We start from the raw sequence: 16,685 nt of genomic DNA on the forward strand, positions 1-16,685 counted from the left end.
AACGAAACCGGCCCCGTTTGATAATTATTCGCCAATCAGCCCGTTTGCCGCGTATTTCCAGCCCCGCACGTTGGCTCCCCGTCCCCCACGTCAGACTGATCGCCTCAGCGACCAGTCCGGCCGCGCATTCATCCTCGCCTCTCTAATTTCCGTTTCCCCGCCCGAATGTCGACAAATTTGACATCCGCAACGCTATTTCCGCATAATGTGCAGGCTGGGGGCAGAAGGGACGCGATTTCGGCGAGATAGAGGCCGCCGTTATCGTGCCTGGATTGTCACTCCCCCCGGTGTCTTCTCTCCTCGTGGAACAGGGAGTTCGTGACCATGAAATGGGCCAGAACAGGTGGACGCTGTGCGCGGGCAAGCCGCAGCGGATTTACGCTCGTTGAGCTGTTGGTGGTGATCGCCATCATCGGGACGTTAGTCGGGCTGCTCCTTCCCGCGGTGCAAAGTGCGCGCGAGGCGTCGCGACGCAATCAGTGCACGAGCAACATCGGCCAGCTTGCAAAGGCAATGCAGATGTACGAAGGAAAGTTCGGCGAGTTCCCGGGATATATCAACTCGATCGGCGTACCGAACGGCCAAGCAACCAGAGCTCCTTGGGTCGTCTATATGTTTCCGAGTCTCGAGCAAGGGGCGCTCTACGATCGCTGGGCGAAGGGAAATTACAACGCGTTCCAGTACGTGGAAACACTCGTCTGCCCCAGCAATCCACCGCTATCGAAAGACGACGGTAGGTTGGCCTACGTCGCCAACTGCGGCGAGTGGGTCGATCAAGACTCGTCTGGCAATGTGAAAGAAACGGCTGCGAACGGCGTGTTTCTCAATAACTCGCGTCGCGCCGATCACGCTGACATCAACATGCTCGGGACCGATTCCGGCGATACATTGGACGGAGACACTCCCGACGAAGATGCGCCGATGAAGAAAATGACGCTCGCATTCATTCAGTCGCGCGGCGACGGATCGACCGGTACGCTCATGTTTTCAGAGAGCGTGCGGACCGTACGCTATGGGTACTCGGGGGCGCCGGAAGGGCAGCCAGACGAATACGACAAGACGCCGGACGCAAAGTACCACTTCGGCTTCACGTGGGTTCAGCCGAAGCACACGATCGGCATCGACCCTTACAGCTTCGCTGACGAATTGCGCATCAACGGTCGCGATACGACCTCGAGTTATGAGGGCGTGAGCGAGATGGTCGATCGCGACGGTTTTCCGTCGAGTCAGCACGGCGACGGAGTGAATGCGGCGTTTGTTGCAGGACAGGTGCGGTTTCTCGCCGAGAAGATCGATCAGGTCGTCTACTGCCAACTGATGACGTCGAGCCATAAGGAGTCGACGCTCAAAGACCCGGCGTTCGTCAAATTCGAGGCCCAATTGCCCCAGCCGAGCGATGACGATTATTGAGGCGCGTCTGCTGAGACGACGACGCTCAAGCGCTGCCGGAGGCCGTGCGGACTGGTCGCCGGTGCGCAAGCCCATGGGCAGCCGCCGGCAAGCCGACGCATTTCGCCGGAACGCAGCGAGTTCCGCAGCGGCCCCCGCTCTCCCACGGCCAATTTGCGGCTGATCCGTGGCTGACAAATCCGTCAGCCGCGGATTTGCTGGACTTTTCCCCGGCTATTTGCGACAATTTGAGATGCAGGGTCGCGCCCCCGATGCGCCATTATTTCTCGTGTATCCTCGACCTGCGCGACCCAGGCCAGGGGCACTCGTCAAACGGACAGAACAGGGAGAATCGCAGAGATGAGGCAATCAAACCGCAAAGCATTTACGCTCGTCGAGCTATTGGTGGTGATCGCCATCATCGGCACCCTTGTTGGCCTGCTGCTCCCCGCCGTCCAGGCGGCTCGTGAAGCGGCTCGCCGGAATACGTGTTCGGCGAATCTGACGCAGCTGTCGAAGGCTCTGGCCATTCGCGAGACGTCGACTAAGGATCTGCCCGGCTACATCAATACCTTAGGTATTAAGGGAAGCCAGCAAATGGTGCGGGCGCCCTGGTATGTCACCGTCTTTCCGCAACTTGAGCAGAATCAGATTTACGAGATGTGGAGTTCGGGAAAGATGGATTTTGATGGCAGCGTGACGGGGCAGAGCAACTTCACCGGATTAGAGATTTTGGTTTGCCCGAGCAACCCACCGGTCACGCAAGGGCAGCCGGTAACCGCCTACGTCGCCAACACCGGCTGGCGGAATCAGCCTCGCGCCACTGATGGTTTCACCGCCAATGCCGACCATGAGAACGCGGCCAACGGCTTGTTCTTCGACCGCACCCGAATCACCGACTTGAAGGAGCAGACTCCTAGCCCGAATTGGACGCCCACCAGCGATCCCCGAGATGGAGCGAACGGGACTCCGAAGGTTGTGATGTCTTTCGCGTATGTGCAAGGCAAGGGCGATGGAAGCACCAAGACGATGATGTTGTCTGAGAGCTTGGCTGCTCTTGATTGGGGATATCTCAACCGCACCGATTACACCGGTACAAAGGATCAGCCCTACCATTTCGGATTCGGTTGGGAACGTCCTGCTGTGGTGGCTAACGACTTAAAGGCTCGTATCAACGGCTCGCGAGAGCCCATTGGATATGACACTTTCCAAGGGATGGATGGCATTTTTGCAGCCAATCCTACAGCGACTGATTTGAATCCCCGTCCAGGCCTCCCCTCGAGTAATCATCCTGGGGGCGTCAACGTCGCCTTCATGGCTGGACAAGTTGAGTTGCTCACTGATCAAGTCGATCCGTTCGTTTACGCCCAATTGATGACTTCGAATCACAAGCAGTCCGATTTGCCGACTGACAAAAATTCGACCGAGCCGAGCGACGACGCCTATTAAGCTGCCGCCGCTCTGCAGCATCAACCAACGACCCACGGGGCGCCCCTCGGCGCCCCGTGGTTTTTTTATGCGCCCTTGTGACCGCCCGCCTCGTTCTCCGGCTCAATAGCCGGAGGCCCACGGCCTCCGGGCCGCTCCGCCAAACGGCTCGCTCGGCCGCAACGCTGCACCCACCCAGTTATGCAATTCCCTAGCCCCGGGCTCCGCCCGGGGGGGCGCGATCCATTCCGCAAGGCGTAACGGCGCGTGCTGCCACCCCCGGGCGAAGCCCGGGGCTATTTTTTCGGACCAGTTTTGTGTTGAAACTGGGCCACCCATTTCGCTAGCCTGAACCCAAGCTGTGCCCGCTCGTTCCCACGCTCCACGTGGGAACGCCGCCTCCAACGCTCCGCGTCGCGCAGGGCCGTTGGGAGCCATCAGGCGCCGTCGTCGCGCAGCGTCGACATGCGAACGATCGGCAGATGCCGAGACGAGGGGGCGTGGCCGCCGTTCCCGGTAAGCATGACGCGACGCACAGCGTCGCCCGGACGTTCCCACGCGGAGCGTGGGAACGAGGAATTGAACCGTTCTTTGACAATCAAACCGCCGCTGTCGCATGCCCCCCGAACGGAGGGTAAAAGCGACACGACACGCGACATGAAACTCGCAAAGCGAGCACGGGAAAGAACTTACCGTGAGTCGCTAGTGTCGCCTAAAATGCGACTTTCACTACGGATGCGATGCGACACGACGCGACATCAACGCGGTCCGTGACCCGAGAGCTCGCTCCCCATTCGCCCGATCGGCCTGAGTCGCTTCAGCGACCAGGCGGCCCCCACGCAACGCCCCGCCCCATGGCGATTTGAGCATCCGCCCAAGCATCGCGACGCAGAGCGTCGCCCTCAGCGTTCCCACTCAGAGCGTGCGAACGAGTGCACGGGGCATTTCTGAACCCCGAACCCTCTACCGGTCCCCAATCGCCGGAATCGGCCGCTCGGTCGGGCCGGTGTACACCTGCCGCGGACGGCAAATCTTCTTGGCCGGGTTGGCGTGCATTTCGACCCAGTGAGCGATCCATCCCGGCAGCCGGCCGATGGCGAATAGCACGGTGAACATCTGCTCTGGAATGCCGATCGCGCGGTAAACCACGCCGGAGTAGAAGTCGACGTTCGGGTAGAGCTTCCGTTCGATGAAGTAAGGATCGTTCAGGGCGACCTGTTCAAGTTCCAGGGCGATGTCGAAGATCGGGTCTTTGATCGCCTGCTTCTTGAGAATCCGGTGGCAGGCGGCTTTGATGATCGTCGCCCGCGGGTCGAAGTTCTTGTAGACGCGGTGGCCGAAGCCCATCAGGCGGAAGTTGTTGTTCTTGTCCTTCGCCATGTCGACGTACTTCTTGACGTTCGAGCCGTCGCGACGGATCTGCTCGAGCATCTGGACGCAGGCCTCGTTCGCCCCGCCGTGCAGCGGACCCCACAGGGCGCTGATGCCGGCCGAAATCGAGGCGAACAGGTTCGCGTTCGACGAACCGACCATCCGCACCGTCGAGGTGCTGCAGTTCTGCTCATGGTCGGCGTGGACGATCAGCAGCAGGTTGAGGGCGTCGACGAAGTCCTGGTCGACTTCGTAGTTTTCGCTCGGCACGGCGAACATCATCCGCAGGAAGTTCGCACAGTAGTCGAGCGAATTCTGCGGGTACATTTGCGGCTGGCCGACCGACTTCTTGTAGGCGAAGGCGGCGATCGTCGGCAGCTTGGCGACGAGACGGACGATCGAGGCGTCGACCTGCTCGGGATCGTGCGGGTCGAGCGAGTCTTGGTAGAAGGTCGACATCGCCCCGACGACCGAGCCGAGGATCGCCATCGGGTGGGCGTCGCGGGGGAAGCCGTTGTAGAACAGGCTCATATCCTCGTGCAGCATCGTGTGCCGCGAGAGCGTGTCCCGGAAGTGATCGAGCTTGGCCTGCGTCGGCAGTTCGCCGTAGATCAGCAGATAAGCGACCTCGATGAAGGTGCACTTGGCGGCGAGTTCTTCGATCGGGTAGCCGCGGTACCGCAGGATCCCCTTCTCGCCGTCGAGAAAGGTGATCGCGCTCGTCGTGGCGCCCGTGTTGACGTACCCCTCGTCGAGGGTGATGTAGCCGGTCGAGCCGAGGAGCTTGCTGATGTCGACCGCCCGTTCCTGCTCGGTACCGACGACGACGGGGAGCTCGAGTTGCTTGCCGTCGGGGGTAGAGAGCTTGGCAACCTCAGACATCGGACGATCCTTTCGGCGAACACGGCGGGCTAGACAGGCAGATGGGAGTTCCGCAGAAGAACCGCCGCCCGAGGGCGAAACGGGGCGAAATTGCGGAGCTATGAAGTTTACCGGGCGCATCGAACGGGTTCAATGCGCGAGAAAAGGGTTCAGGGCGCAGGAAATAGGGCCGCAACCTCGTTCCCACGCTCCGCGTGGGAACGCCGCCCCCGCCGCTCTGCGGCAATTGTTAAGAGAGTGTAATTCAGCCGCCGCCGGGTGCAGGGAAATGACGCGGAGCGTCGAAGAGTCCGTTCCCACGCGAAGCGTGGGAACGAGGAGAACCCGCATGGGAACACGGGGGCAGCTGTATTCCCCGGCGCCTTAACCCCGCTCAACGCCTCTGCGGCTTGTTGTCGAGCAGTTCGGTTAGCCGCGGCCCGTTGAGGTCGCCGTGGAAGATCGTCCAGACGCGGGCCGTCTTGCGGAGCTTGACGAGTTCCTCGGCGACGAGGACTTCCTTTTGCTCTGCTTCGAGGAGTTCGCGAATCTTGGCCTGGGCTTCGGTGAACGGCGTTCGCCCGGGCGGCTTGCGTTCCAGCACGCGGACGATGTGGAAGCCTTGCGGGCTTTCGATCCCTTCGCTCATCCGGCCCAAGTCGAGCGTTTCGAGCGCCGTGTTCAGATCCTCGCACATCAGCGAGCCGGGAGACGTTTCCTGTAGGCCGCCATCGGAGGCCGTAAACCCGTGCGACTTCGTCTTCGCTACGTTAGCAAAGACGGGACCCCGCAGGCCGGGCGTGATCTTCACGATCGCCCAGACTTCGTTCCCCATGGCGGTGAGCTGCTGCCACGCCTTGTCTCGGTCGCCGCCGCAGCGGTCGAAGCGGACCATCAGCTCTTCCCACTTGATCGAACCGGGATACTCGTACTCCTTCAAGTGGTCCTGATAGTACGCCAGCATTTCCTCATGGGTCACGACCTTCAACTTTGGCATCCGCTGCCGCAGCCATTCGCCGGCGACCATCTTCTCGACGTACTGCCGCTGAACGTCTTTAACGGACGACCCATGCAGCGCGAGCGCCGCGTTCAATTGCACGCGGTCCTTCACGCCGTAGGTTTCGTAGAGCTTCGGGATCTCGTTCGCTTCGAACGGCTCGGCCAGCGTCTTCTCGACGTGGGCAAGTTGCTCCGGCGGCAGCGTGCGGCGGAAGTCGGCGAACAGCAGCTTCGTGTCGATCAGGTTCGTCACCATCTTTTCCAGATAGAGACGCTCGACCTGGGGCCGCTGCTCGGGCGGCACCTTCATGTTCTTCGACTTCTCGGCCGTGTCGATCAGCCGGTGGACTTGCCACAGCACGTCGCTGGCGAGGATCACCTGATCTTCGACGCGCGCGACGATTTCGCTGCCGGTGATTGGCTGGGCGTCGGTGGGAATGATTGGCGGACCGAGGGCTTCGGTCGTCGCCATCGAGGGTTGGCTGGGGGCGACGAAGGTTGCGGCCGGCACGCCCGCCGCGCCAGCGGGCATCGCTGGGCTCTTCATCGGATCGACGTTGTCTTGGACGCCGCGAACGGCCGAGGCGCTCGGCGACGAGGGGCCGGCTGGCATGGCGCCAGGCACCGGCGGCGCGTCGAACGGCGATTGAGCGAACGCCGCCAACGGCAAGAACATGGCCGTCAGGCAACCGCCGATCAAGATGAGAGTTCGTCGCGACACGAAGCTGTTCTCAGTTCAAACAATGGACGACAAGCCGCGAACGCCGCCGGAAAAGGCGTCGATAATCGCGCGCAGGATCGCTGCACGGCTCCGTTAGGGAGCCCAAGGCGGCGGGATTCTAGGGAGCGACCCCGTCTGGCTGCAAGAGAGATTTCAGCCGCGATAGCACCCGCTCGGGATCGTCGGCGTCGGGGCCGAGCACGAGGTACGCGGAACGCGTATCGGCGATTCGCAGCATGCCGCCGCTCCGCTCGACCAGCCGGTTAAGCGGTCCGCGGTTCGTGTAGGTGAGAACGGCGTACTTCCCCTCAAGGTGGATCGCCTCGAGCAGGTTCTGGTGAGCCCAAATCCGCAGGCGGGCGAGTTCGACCAGTTGCTCAACCGGCGGCGGCACTTCGCCAAAGCGGTCGGCTAGCTCCGCGTGGAGGTCGTCGAGTTCGCCTTCCGAGCCGATCCGCGCTAGGCGGCGGTAGAGGTCGATCTTCGTCCGCATGTCGGGGAGGTACCGCTCGGGGAAGTAGGCGGCGACTGGCAGGTCGATCGAGACGTCGACCGAATCTTTCGGCGGCAGCTTCTTCAATTCGCGGACTGCCTTTTCCAGCAACGCGCAGTAGAGCTCGTAGCCGACCGCCGCGATGTGGCCGCTTTGCTGAGTGCCGAGCAGGTTGCCGGCGCCACGGAGCTCAAGGTCGCGCATGGCGAGTGCGAAGCCGGCGCCCATCTGGCTGAACTCCTCGATCGCTCGCAGCCGCCGCGCCGCTTCGGGCGAGAGGTGCTTCTTTTGGTCGACGAGCAAGTAGCAGTAGGCCCGATGTTTGTACCGCCCCACCCTGCCCCGCAGTTGGTGGAGATCGGCCAGGCCGTAGCGATCGGCGTCGTCGATGAAGATCGTGTTGGCGTTGGGGATATCGAGGCCGCTCTCGACGATCGTCGTCGCGAGCAAGATGTCGAACTCGTGCCGCACGAAGCCGAGCATCACTTCTTCGAGCTCGGTCTCATTCATCTGGCCATGGCCGATGCCGATGGTCGCCTCGGGGACGATCCGCTGGAGTTCGTGCGCGACCTTCTGGATGTCGTGGATCCGGTTGTGAACGAAGTAGGCCTGCCCGCCGCGATTGAGTTCTCTCAAGATCGCATGGCGGATCAGCGTATCGTCGAAGCGGGCGATCCGTGTTTCGACAGCGAGACGATCCTTCGGCGCCGTCTCGAGGTTCGAGATGCTCCGCACGCCGAGGAGCGACATGTGGAGCGTCCGCGGGATCGGCGTGGCGGTCATCGTCAGCACGTCGACGCTCGCGCGCAGAGCCTTGAGACGCTCCTTCACCGCGACGCCGAAGCGTTGCTCTTCATCGATGATCACGAGCCCCAGGTTCTGGAACTGCACGTCGGCCGAGGCGAGCCGGTGGGTGCCGATGAGCAGATCGATCGTCCCTTCGGCCGTTTGCTTGAGAATCGTGCGTTCTTCCTTCGCGGTGCAGAATCGCGAGACGGCGCCGATTTGGAACGGGAACTCGGCCATCCGCTGGGTGAACGTGCGGCGATGCTGCTCGGCGAGGATCGTCGTCGGCACCAGCACGGCGACCTGATAGCCGGCGTCGATCGCCTTAAACGCGGCGCGGATCGCCATCTCGGTTTTGCCGAATCCGACGTCGCCGCAGAGCAGGCGGTCCATCGGTTTGGCGAGTTGCATATCTTGCTTGATCGCCGCGATGGCCGTCAGTTGGTCGGGCGTTTCCTGGTAAGGGAACGCGGCGTCGAACTCCTGCTGCCAAGGCGTGTCCGCCGGGAACGAAATGCCTGGGCGCGCTTCGCGGGCCGCCTGTACCTGCAGCATGTCGACGGCGAGATCTTCGACCGCCCGCTCGGCAGCCTTCTTGTGCCGCAGCCACGCCGTGCCGCCGATCTTCGCGAGCATCGGCTTCGACTTGCGACCGCCGACGTATTTCTGCACGAGCTCGATCTTGCTCGTGGGGACAAAGATTCGCGTCCCTTCGGCATACTCAAGCTCAAGATGTTCCTCGGCGCCCGCTTCTTTGTCGAGCAGCTTCAGCCCGCGGTAGCGGCCGATGCCGTGAGCGAGGTGGACGACGAGGTCGCCCTCGCGAAGTTGCAAGAAGCTGTCGATCGCGCGACCGGTGGGGCGTTGCGAGGGACGCGAGAGTTCGGTGCGATGGAACAGCTCGGCGGCGCTGACGAGGATCAAGCCCTCGCCGCTTCCCATCGGAAGAACACGAAACCCATGGCTTAGCCGCCCTCGCGCGAAGTGGAGCCGGCCGTCTTGCGCGAGCCGCGTCTCGCGGAATACCTCGCCGAGGCGTTCGACCTCGGCGTCGGTATCGCACACGAGATAGACGTGCTGTCCGACCGAGGCCGATTCTAGCTCGCCGCGAACGCGGGCGACGTCGCCGCTGAATTGCTCGACCGATTCGAACTGCAAGTGGGCCGTCGTTTCGTACGAGCCGGCCGGCACGCCCGCGGCGGTGACTGACGGGAACTTCAGCAGCTCGGCCATCGCCACCGACGTGGCGAAGTATTCTTCCGGATGTTCGAGCCGGCGGTGATAGTGCTTCCCTTCCTCGTCGAGGTCGGTCGGCTCGACGAGCATGAACCAACTTCCTTCGGGCAGGTAGCTGGCGTAGTGCGTGCGGAGCTTCACGTCGGCCGTGAGCACGGTGACGTCGGCGGTCGGCAGGCTGGCGAGGCTTCGCTGCGTGGCGACGTCGAAGGTGCGGATCGACTCGACCTCTTCGTCGAATAGCTCGATCCGCAGCGGATCGGTGGCGTCGGGCGGGAAGACGTCGAGGATGCCGCCGCGGAGCGAGAACTCGCCCGGCAGTTCCACGGCGGTCGTTCCCTGGCAGCCTCGTTCGGCGAGCCAGTGAGTGAACGCATTGAGGTCGAGCCGCTGGCCGACGGCGATACGATGGTTGGCCGCGTCGAGTTGCTCCTCGCTCGGCAGCGGCTGCAGCAGCGACTGGATCGAGGTGACGACGATCGCCGGCGCGTCGGCGGCAGCGAGCCGTTTGATGAGCCGTTGCCGCTGGCCGAAGTTCTCGTCCTGAACAATGCGATTGCCGGCGTCGGCTTCTGTGGCGGGGAATGCTTCCGCGGCCGCGTCGGTGAAGACGGCGAGGTCGTCAACGAGTTGATCAACGTCGGCCGCGTGAGGCAGGACGACCGTGAGCGTCCGCGGACAACGGCGGGCGAGCGCCGCGGCGACCAGCGCGCGAGAAGACCCCCAGACTCCGCCGAGCGTCCCCGCCTGGCCGTTGGCCAAGCTGGTCAGGACTTCGGAAAAGTCGGGATGCGTCTCGAGTTGAGCGGGCAACCCCCGCAACGCCGCTGCGGCGTCGGCGAGTTCCCCCGCGGCAGTTTCCATCGCCACGGAGGTGATTGTAGGCGGCTACGCGGGAGATGAGTAGCCGCGGCTCAACGAGCCGCCGGAGCAGTCGTCGGTTGGTTGGCCGTTAAGAGATTAACCACGAAGGCTCGAAGGTACTAAGTATTCACGAAGGAAGTCGTTTGCAAATCGCCCAAGTCACGCGCACTTTTTTGAGAGCATTCTTGGTGCGTCTTCGAGCCCTTGGTGACTTCGTGGTGAAGTCTCTTGATCACCGCTCCGGCGGGTCGTTGACCCGCGGCTCACGCGGCGCGGCGTTCGGCTTTGGCAATCGCTTCGGGTTCGACGTCCTTTTGCTGTAGGCCGTGGTGGAGTTCCCACAGCCGAGCTTGCTTCATGAACGTGTAGAACGCGCTCATCCACGAGATCTGTAGCCCGACCATGCCGTCGAGGCAACCGCGGTGGAGGATGTAGTCGCGGAAGAATCGCAATGGCGGCGAGAACAGCATGCGGAAGTAGCTCGGGCGGCGGCCGCGAGCATACCACTGCTCCGCTTGCACGCGGGTGTAGCGATCAAACTTATGGAGATAGGTCGCCCACGACCAGAGCGTGTAGTGATCGAGCAACGCGGTGAGCGAGCCGCAGCGTTCGCTCCGCACTTTCACGTTGCCGTGATCGCTGGGGCCTTCGTAACGGCCCTGATCGCGGCGAAAAAGTCGCACGAGTTGATCGCGGGCCCAGTCGGTGTAGTGGACGCGATGGCCCATCAGGTGGTTGGCTCGACCGAGCCAGTAGCCGTCGCAGTCGGGGTTGCTGTCGATTGACTTGCGTATCTCGGCGGCCAGCGCTGGCGAGACGCGCTCGTCGGCGTCGATGATCAGCACCCACTCGCAGCTGGCTTGGGGAATCGCCCAGTTCTTGAAATCGCCGGCCGTGATGTATTCGCGCTCGATGACGCGGCAGTCTGGACGGCTGCGGGCATACTCCAGCGTGCCGTCCGTCGAGCCCGAGTCAGCGACCAGAATCTCGTCGGCCAGCGCAGCGACGCTGTCGAGGCAGGGGCCGATGTTCGACCGTTCATCCTTGCAGGTGAGTAGAACGGTTAGCTTGGCTGGCATGCGCCGGTCTCGCGGGGCGGAAGACGAGGGAGTTCGAGGCGTCGCGATGCTACCGATTGTCTAGCAGCGACTCAATATGAGCTGTCCGGCAACTGGTTACCGGAGAACCGGTACAGACGGCGTAAGCGGATTCTGAGGGTGAAGAACTCGCTGGGGAGGCAGGCGGCATGGGTTCAGGACGCTAGCACTCCCTTCCGATATCAATTGATGGAAGCCGCGGATCTAGGACCCCCTCTGGTCCCGCCGGCGGCCCCTCCCCTCGGCATGGAGTCCCCACCAATGTTTCGCTCAATGTTTCTGGCGCTCGGCGTTTACAGCTGCCTGCTGGGAGTCGAGGCGTTGGCCGTCGAACGAGCCGTTCTGAAGAAGCCGGAAGGCGTTCCGTCCGCGGAGCAGAAAGTGGTCGTGCCGCCGGATTGGGCGCCCTGGAGCCTGATGGGCGGCGGAGCGGTAGTCGTCCTCTACTCCTTCACGATTCCCCGCCGGGTGAACGGCTAGCCCCTGTCGGGCCGCTCTGGAGCCCCTGCCCCGAACCTTTTACCGGCGGCCGGCCTCCCTTTCCCTACCGCCGAAAAGTCCCGTGGTGCGGGATTTTCCGGCCCCGGCATCCCCCGAGTTGCCGTTAGCCGCCAGGGCCGGAAGGTTGTTTCCGGCCCCCCATCCGTTTACCATAAACAGGTTTACGGAGCACTTTGCCGCGGCAAGCACTGCGGTCGCTCCCCGTCCTATCCCCGTTATTGAAGACCTGAGGCGCCTACGATGGCAACGATCGAGAAACCCCGCGTGAAAGAAGAATTAGTCAGTGGCGCCGATATCTTGGTGCAATCGCTGGTTAATCACGGGGTCGAGACGATCTTCGCGTACCCTGGCGGCTGTAGCATGCCGCTGCATCAGGCCCTGACGCGCTTCGGCGATAAGTTGCGGACGATTCTGCCTCGCCATGAGCAGGGTGGCGCGTTTGCCGCGCAAGGTTGGGCCCGCAGCACTGGCCAAGTCGGCGTCTGTATGGCGACCAGCGGTCCCGGCGCGACGAACCTCGTTACCGCGATTGCTGACGCGAAGCTCGATAGCATTCCGCTCATCGCGATTACCGGCCAAGTGCCGACCGCCGTCATCGGCACCGATGCGTTCCAAGAAACGCCCATCGTTGAAGTCTGTCGCGGCATCACGAAGCACCACTACTTGGTGACCGACGTGAACGACCTCGCCCGCGTTGTGCGTGAGGCGTTCATCATTGCCACCACCGGCCGTCCCGGTCCGGTGTTGATCGACATGCCGAAGAACGTCCAGATGGACACGTGCGTGCCGAACTACCACGAGCCGCTGAACCTGCCCGGCTACAAGGTTGAGTCGCCGCGGGCGAAGCCAGAGCAAATCAACCAAATGGCGGCCGCGATCAAGCGGGCCCGTCGGCCGATCATCTACGCCGGCGGCGGCATTGTCACCGCCGAGGCGAAGGAGGCGCTCCGCAAGCTCGTCGCCAAGACCGGCATTCCGATCACGACGACGGTCATGGGCCTCGGCATCTATCCGTCGACCGATCCTCTCTGCCTCGACATGCTCGGCATGCACGGGTCGATCTACGCCAACTACGCCGTTGATCAGGCAGACCTGTTGATCGCGCTGGGCGTTCGCTTCGACGACCGCGTCACCGGCAAGGTCGAAGAGTTCTGTAAGCATGGCAAGATCATCCACGTCGATATCGACGCTTCTGAACTCAACAAGAACAAGCCGGCCCACATCCCGGTCTGCAGTGACGTGAAGTTCGCCCTCGACGAACTGAACAAGATCGTCGAAGCCCCGGAAGATATCTCCGAATGGGTCGACCAGTGCATGCGTTGGAAGAACGACGAGCCGTTCAAGTACAACGAACAGTACCCCGGCATTCTCCAGCAGCACGCGATTCGCACGCTGTGGGAAATGACGATCGAAAAGGACCCGGTCATCGCCGTGGGCGTCGGCCAGCACCAAATGTGGGCCGCGCAGTTCTACAAGTTTCTCGAACCGCGTCGTTGGCTCTGCAGCAGCGGCCTCGGCACGATGGGCTTCGGCCTGCCCGCCGCGATGGGCGCTCAGGCTGCCAATCCGGGCCGCCTTTGCTTCGACATCGACGGCGACGGCAGCTTCCTGATGAACATCCAGGAACTCGCCACCTGCGTCTGCGAAAAGCTGCCGGTGAAGGTGCTGCTGCTCAACAACCAGCACCTCGGCATGGTGGTGCAGTGGGAAGACCGGTTCATGCAAGGCAACCGCGCCCACACGTACCTCGGCCCCATCGATAACCCCGAGTGGTCGGGCCAAGGCGACGGCATCGGTTCGCTGAACCACGCCGAGCGCTACCCCAACTTCGTCGGCATCGCCAAAGGTTTCGGCTGCGGCGCCGCGTACGTCGACAAGAAGTCCGACCTGCCGGCGGCGATCGAAGAGATGATTGCTCACGACGGGCCGTACGTGCTTGACGTGGCTGCTCCGTATCAGGAGCACGTGTTGCCGATGATCCCGGGCGGGAAGACGGTGCGGGATCTCATTAAAGAGTAGCGACGATCTTTTGACGAGGGCTCGGCTTGATGAGCACGCTTCAAGAAATCGAACAGGCGATCGAGCGGCTTTCCGATCAAGAGAAATCGGAATTGCGTGCGTGGCTCGACTCTCTAGGCTTCGTGGAGAGGGTCAAGCAGGAGCAAGACGCCTTGTCAGAGCGGCTCGAAGCAGAGGTTCAAAAGCTCGCAGCCGCTGCCGAGCGTGTTAGCGTGCTGGAGACGCGTCTCAATCAGGCCTCAGATGGTAGTGCAGTTGCGCCATCAATGGTGCGGCCTGCGAGGTATCAGCATCGAGACCAGTGGATTGAGGCGTTTAATCGCTGGGTAGACAGCAATCGCGACGTCACGGCGGTAGCGGATGACAGTCGCGAGAGCATCTACGCGGGTCGAGGCGAATGAGAATTCTCATCGACGCCAATCTTTTGTTGCGGTCGGTTCAGCCTGAACATCCGCAGCATGGCGTTGCTCGTAATGCGATTACTAAGCTTCGAGCGGACGGCCATGAACTCGTAATCGTCCCGCAGGTGATCTATGAGTTCTGGGTAGTCGCCACTCGTCCGCTCGAAGTAAACGGTCTCGGCCTTTCCGCTGCGAGGGCGGAAACGGAGATCACCGCGGCGCTTGACCTCCACGCGCTGTATCAAGACGACGACCTGCTCTTCGAAGCTTGGCGTGCGCTTGTCAATCACCACGAAGTGGTCGGCAAACAAGCTCACGACGCTCGTCTCGTTGCTGCGATGGTGCGTCATGGCGTCACTCACCTACTGACGTTTAACGCTCAAGACTTCGCACGCTTCAGCGAGATCGTGGTTCTCACTCCAACAGATCCGCAAGCGTTCCCGCCAGCTGTTTCCTAGGCGCCCGGTTCTTCCCGGACGGCGTTTGCTCAACGGCAGCGGCGGGCTTGCCGCTGAGTTGCCCTCACTGGTGCGCGAATCGAATTGCCCTCTGCGCTCAGCGGCTTCTTTGCATGCGCCGTTCAAAAAGTCGGGATGCCGACTCCAGATTTCGTTAAACTATTGGTCGCCCCCTCCCGCCGCATGCATCTGGAAGGAAACCGACCATGCCCGCTGCCGTCAATCGTCCCGCGACGACCAATCGCGAACTGCTCGCGTGGGTCGACGAGTTCGCCGCCCTCTGTCAGCCCGAGAAGATCTACTGGTGCGACGGTTCGCAGGCTGAGTACGACCGCCTCTGCGAAGAGATGGTCGCCAGCGGGACGATGATTCGGCTCAATCCGAAGTTGCGGCCGAAAAGCTTTCTCGCCCGCAGCCATCCGAGCGATGTGGCCCGCGTTGAAGACCGCACCTACATCTGCTCGGTGCATCAAGGCGATGCGGGGCCGACTAATAACTGGATGGCGCCGCCGGAGATGAAGGCGCTGCTGACGCCGAAGTTCGCCGGCTGCATGCGCGGGCGGACGATGTACGTCATTCCGTTCAGCATGGGGCCGGTTGGCTCGCCGATCGCGCACATCGGCGTGCAGCTGACCGACTCGCCGTACGTCGTGGCGAACATGCGGATCATGACCCGCATGGGCGGGCGCGTGCTGGAGGTGCTGGGCGACGGGGAGTTCGTGAAGTGCCTCCACTCGGTCGGCGCGCCGTTGCAGCCGGGCGATCAGGACGTGGCGTGGCCCTGCCAGGCCGACCCGAAGAACAAGTACATCGTCCACTTCCCTGAAGAGCGATCGATCTGGAGCTACGGCTCGGGCTACGGCGGCAACGCGCTGCTCGGTAAGAAATGCTTCGCACTGCGGATCGCGTCGGTAATGGCTCGCGACGAGGGGTGGCTCGCCGAGCATATGCTGATCTCGGGCGTGAAGAGCCCCGACGGCGAGAAGAGCTACGTTGCCGCCGCATTCCCCAGCGCCTGCGGCAAGACGAACTTCGCGATGCTGATTCCGCCGAAGCACTTCAAGCAAGAAGGCTGGGAAGTGACGACGGTCGGCGATGATATCGCCTGGATCAAGCCGGGAAAGGATGGCCGGCTCTACGCCATCAATCCCGAGGCCGGTTTCTTCGGCGTCGCTCCGGGGACGAACGAAGAGACCAATCCAAACGCGATGGCCTCGATTCGCGAGAACACGATCTTCACCAACGTCGCGCTCACCGACGACGGCGACGTCTGGTGGGAAGGGATGACCGCCGAGCCGCCGGCGCATGCCATCGATTGGCAAGGACACGATTGGACGCCGCAGAGCGAAGGAAAGTCTTCGCATCCGAACTCGCGGTTCACGGCGCCGTTCGACCAGTGCCCGTCGGCCGACCCTGCCCACAACGATCCGGCCGGCGTGCCGATCACGGCGTTTATCTTCGGCGGGCGCCGGCAGACGACGCAGCCGCTGATCACGCAGTCGTTCAACTGGCAGTTCGGCGTGTACGGCGCCGCGACGATCGGCTCCGAGCAAACGGCCGCCGCCTTTGGCAAGATTGGCCAGGTGCGGCGCGATCCGTTCGCGATGCTGCCGTTCTGCGGCTATCACATGGCCGACTACTTCAGCCATTGGCTCAGCTTCGGCCAGCAGTTGCAGAACCCGCCGCGGATTTTCATCGTCAACTGGTTTCGCAAAGACGCCGAGGGGAACTATCTGTGGCCCGGGTTTGGCGACAACATGCGGATCTTGCAGTGGATCGTTCGCCGCGCGAAAGGCCAAGCTCGCGCGTTCGAAGGTCCGCTCGGGTGGACGCCGAAATACAGCGACATCGACTGGCGCGGCCTCGACTACACGAAGGCGCAGTTCGACGAAGCGATGCACGTGAACCGCGACGAGTGGTTCCAAGAGATCGCTTCACACAACGAGTTGTTCTTCAAGCTGTACGATCGCCTGCCGCGCGATCTCACCGCGATTCGAGATTTGTTGCTCGCCTCGCTCTGCCGCATTCCGGAGAAGTGGGCGAAGGGCTAGAGCTTCGTCC

The 16,685-nt window shown here is 62.5% G+C and carries 11 protein-coding genes; 7 read left to right on the plus strand and 4 right to left on the minus strand.

Annotated elements, in window-relative coordinates; all coding sequences use genetic code 11:
• The first annotated feature begins 324 nt into the window (after positions 1 to 324).
• Both ACQY7R_RS22795 and ACQY7R_RS22800 read left to right on the plus strand, forming a co-directional pair.
• A complete protein-coding gene (locus ACQY7R_RS22795; protein WP_428307854.1) occupies positions 325 to 1,410 on the plus strand; it encodes a DUF1559 domain-containing protein in 1,086 nt (361 codons plus the stop codon).
• Between the two features lie 339 nt (positions 1,411 to 1,749).
• The gene (locus ACQY7R_RS22800) at positions 1,750 to 2,838 is read left to right on the plus strand and encodes a DUF1559 domain-containing protein (RefSeq protein WP_428307855.1); all 1,089 of its coding nucleotides are present in this window, start codon (positions 1,750 to 1,752) and stop codon (positions 2,836 to 2,838) included.
• A gap of 942 nt (positions 2,839 to 3,780) precedes the next feature.
• On the opposite strand, the gene ACQY7R_RS22805 is transcribed toward ACQY7R_RS22800, so the two are convergent.
• The 4 genes from ACQY7R_RS22805 to ACQY7R_RS22820 all read right to left on the minus strand — a co-directional run bounded on the left by ACQY7R_RS22805 (position 3,781) and on the right by ACQY7R_RS22820 (position 11,227).
• On the minus strand, positions 3,781 to 5,070 hold the full coding sequence (locus ACQY7R_RS22805) for a citrate synthase (RefSeq protein WP_428307856.1): 1,290 nt from the start codon (positions 5,068 to 5,070) through the stop codon (positions 3,781 to 3,783).
• 373 nt (positions 5,071 to 5,443) lie between these two features.
• Complete coding sequence (locus tag ACQY7R_RS22810; protein WP_428307857.1) at positions 5,444 to 6,769, minus strand: peptidylprolyl isomerase; 1,326 nt, start codon at positions 6,767 to 6,769, stop codon at positions 5,444 to 5,446.
• A gap of 118 nt (positions 6,770 to 6,887) precedes the next feature.
• The gene (gene mfd, locus ACQY7R_RS22815; RefSeq protein WP_428308914.1) at positions 6,888 to 10,148 is read right to left on the minus strand and encodes a transcription-repair coupling factor; all 3,261 of its coding nucleotides are present in this window, start codon (positions 10,146 to 10,148) and stop codon (positions 6,888 to 6,890) included.
• A gap of 263 nt (positions 10,149 to 10,411) precedes the next feature.
• On the minus strand, positions 10,412 to 11,227 hold the full coding sequence (locus ACQY7R_RS22820) for a glycosyltransferase family 2 protein (RefSeq protein ID WP_428307858.1): 816 nt from the start codon (positions 11,225 to 11,227) through the stop codon (positions 10,412 to 10,414).
• A 279-nt stretch (positions 11,228 to 11,506) separates the two neighbouring features.
• Between ACQY7R_RS22820 and ACQY7R_RS22825 the strand changes: the two genes are divergently transcribed.
• From ACQY7R_RS22825 to ACQY7R_RS22845, 5 genes are all read left to right on the plus strand, one after another.
• Positions 11,507 to 11,725 (plus strand): hypothetical protein, encoded by a 219-nt coding sequence (locus ACQY7R_RS22825; RefSeq protein WP_152097190.1) that lies wholly within the window; start codon positions 11,507 to 11,509, stop codon positions 11,723 to 11,725.
• Between the two features lie 261 nt (positions 11,726 to 11,986).
• Positions 11,987 to 13,765, plus strand: a complete 1,779-nt coding sequence (ilvB, locus tag ACQY7R_RS22830) for a biosynthetic-type acetolactate synthase large subunit (RefSeq protein WP_428307859.1) — start codon at positions 11,987 to 11,989, stop codon at positions 13,763 to 13,765.
• A gap of 29 nt (positions 13,766 to 13,794) precedes the next feature.
• Positions 13,795 to 14,166, plus strand: coding sequence for a hypothetical protein (locus ACQY7R_RS22835; RefSeq protein ID WP_428307860.1), 372 nt, complete (start codon positions 13,795 to 13,797; stop codon positions 14,164 to 14,166).
• Entirely contained in the window at positions 14,163 to 14,624 is a 462-nt protein-coding gene (locus tag ACQY7R_RS22840) for a type II toxin-antitoxin system VapC family toxin (RefSeq protein WP_428307861.1), read from the plus strand. Before ACQY7R_RS22835 ends, ACQY7R_RS22840 begins: the two co-directional genes overlap by 4 nt.
• Before the next feature lie 206 nt (positions 14,625 to 14,830).
• Positions 14,831 to 16,675 (plus strand): phosphoenolpyruvate carboxykinase (GTP), encoded by a 1,845-nt coding sequence (locus ACQY7R_RS22845; protein WP_428307862.1) that lies wholly within the window; start codon positions 14,831 to 14,833, stop codon positions 16,673 to 16,675.
• The last annotated feature ends 10 nt before the right edge of the window (positions 16,676 to 16,685 follow it).

The organism is Lacipirellula sp. (assembly GCF_965279485.1).
Classification (GTDB): Bacteria; Planctomycetota; Planctomycetia; order Pirellulales; family Lacipirellulaceae; genus Lacipirellula.

Coding starts and splice junctions, on each gene's coding strand:
- ACQY7R_RS22795 (WP_428307854.1), top strand. CDS start 325: ATGAAATGGGCCAGAACAGGTGGACGCTGTGCGCGGGCAAGCCGCAGC.
- ACQY7R_RS22800 (WP_428307855.1), top strand. CDS start 1,750: ATGAGGCAATCAAACCGCAAAGCATTTACGCTCGTCGAGCTATTGGTG.
- ACQY7R_RS22805 (WP_428307856.1), bottom strand. CDS start 5,070: ATGTCTGAGGTTGCCAAGCTCTCTACCCCCGACGGCAAGCAACTCGAG.
- mfd (WP_428308914.1), bottom strand. CDS start 10,148: ATGGAAACTGCCGCGGGGGAACTCGCCGACGCCGCAGCGGCGTTGCGG.
- ACQY7R_RS22820 (WP_428307858.1), bottom strand. CDS start 11,227: ATGCCAGCCAAGCTAACCGTTCTACTCACCTGCAAGGATGAACGGTCG.
- ACQY7R_RS22825 (WP_152097190.1), top strand. CDS start 11,507: ATGTTTCGCTCAATGTTTCTGGCGCTCGGCGTTTACAGCTGCCTGCTG.
- ilvB (WP_428307859.1), top strand. CDS start 11,987: ATGGCAACGATCGAGAAACCCCGCGTGAAAGAAGAATTAGTCAGTGGC.
- ACQY7R_RS22835 (WP_428307860.1), top strand. CDS start 13,795: ATGAGCACGCTTCAAGAAATCGAACAGGCGATCGAGCGGCTTTCCGAT.
- ACQY7R_RS22840 (WP_428307861.1), top strand. CDS start 14,163: ATGAGAATTCTCATCGACGCCAATCTTTTGTTGCGGTCGGTTCAGCCT.
- ACQY7R_RS22845 (WP_428307862.1), top strand. CDS start 14,831: ATGCCCGCTGCCGTCAATCGTCCCGCGACGACCAATCGCGAACTGCTC.